Origin of the sequence: Cesiribacter andamanensis AMV16, assembly GCF_000348925.1 — a bacterium.
Taxonomy (GTDB): Bacteria; Bacteroidota; Bacteroidia; order Cytophagales; family Cyclobacteriaceae; genus Cesiribacter; species Cesiribacter andamanensis.
Genome location: NZ_AODQ01000231.1, coordinates 1 through 1711 on the forward strand (window position 1 = coordinate 1; position 1711 = coordinate 1711).

Below are 1711 nucleotides of genomic sequence, written 5' to 3' on the forward strand. Positions count from 1 at the left end.
GATCGCCATTTTGGCTACCTGGCTCTGGTCGGTATGGTTCAGGATCAGCTGTGTCTGGGCATTCTGCAGGATAGCCGGCCCTACCGGGGATCCGACGATCTCGTCAATGCCCTGGGTGATGATGCACATGGAGCCGTTGTTTTTGCGGATGGTGCGGAACATGCTTTCCACCCATTCGCCCATGGCATCGGAAAGCATGGCCCAGGCCTCGTCCATGTAGATATACTTACGGTCATCCGGGAACCGGCGCACCTGGTCCAGTGCCAGCTCGGTGATCAACATGGATACCAGCGGGTAAATGCCCGGATCAGCCTTAATGCGGGCCATATCAAAGCATACCAGCGGATAGTCTGAAATATCCAGTTCGCTGGGGGCATTCAGCACCTGGCGGTATTCCCCTTCCACGAAAGGCTTCAGCACGACCATGAACTGGGCGACATTGAAAAACTGCATCTCATTGCGGTACTCTTCCTGGTCCAGGTTGGTGCGGTGGTGGCACTTGAACCAGTGGTAAAAACCCGACAGGGAGGGCAGGCGATGCAGTTGCTTTTCCCCGTTCAGGAACTCGTAGTAGGCGGTAATATGCCGCAGCAGGATGGCCCGTTCGGCCGGGCTCAGCAGCCCCTTGCCGCCCTTGCCGCCTGCTCCTTTCCAGAGAAGGGCCAGCAGGGCGGTCAGGAAGTTCAGCTTATCCGCTGAAAGGCACCAGCTGCTCCCCTGCCGGTCGATCAGAAAAGGGTTAAAGGAGAGGGGCCGCTCAAGATCATATTCAAAATAGGCCTCCAGCCCAACCAGGCTTTCGATCACATTCTTGTAGGTTCCTCCAACATCGATGATGATCTGCCGTTCGCCCCGCTCAAAGCGCTGGCACATGAAATTACCCATGGTGTAGGACTTGCCCGATCCCGATGGACCGATCACCAGGGAGTTCTGGTTATTCAGGCGGGTATTGAACAGCTGCACGCGCAAGGGGTTTCGGTAGCGGTCACACAGCAGCTCGCCTTCCCGGCTGCTGCCCCAGCTGGTCGTAAAATGTGAAAAGGTAACCGCATACTGGGCCGGCATCAGCAACCAGCGATAGTTCTGGGCTGCGTTGCCCGGGGCATTGGCAAAGAACAGCGCGGCAGCGTCATAGGACTCTACCAGGCATTCACATCCGTTTACCTGACGGAAGGCCGTAATGGCTTTTTCCAGCTGCAGCTGGAGTTGCTTATCGCTGCTGTCAAAGAGGATCAGACTCAGGTTCAGAGAGACCAGTTGCCGGTTGTCGGCCCGGACTTCAGCCGTAAAGGCATCGATCTCCAGGGCCTTGATCTTATTGTCCTGGCTGGCCAGCACATGCAGGGAGCTGTTGATCTTTTTTTCCCGGTCCAGCTGGCTCAGGCAGGCCTCCGTATCCTCAATGAGTATGCTCTGGCTGAGGATATGCGGAACCTGCAGGGCTTGTGCCAGGGGGTAGATCATAGGCACATGCACCCCATAGCCGTTACGCACGGCATCCTCCAGCTGGGCGCCCTGGCCCGTCAGGCTCAGCACCCGCAGCCCCTTCTCCCCTACACGCGGGGACTGGTGGTGGTTGTAGATGCTGCGCTGGAACTGCTCGGGTAAAGTGGCAAACTCCAGGTTGAAATACTGCAGGTAGAGTTGCCTGAGTCCTTCTTCCTCCAGGCGGATCAGGCGTATGCCGCCGCATGTCTCCAGGCTGGCTACC

At 57.5% G+C, this 1711-nt stretch carries 1 protein-coding gene; it reads right to left on the reverse strand.

All coding sequences use genetic code 11. The features are described from left to right. The coding region (locus ADICEAN_RS22470) for a VirB4 family type IV secretion system protein (RefSeq protein WP_040398698.1) at positions 1-1711 on the reverse strand (1711 nt) is incomplete at both ends.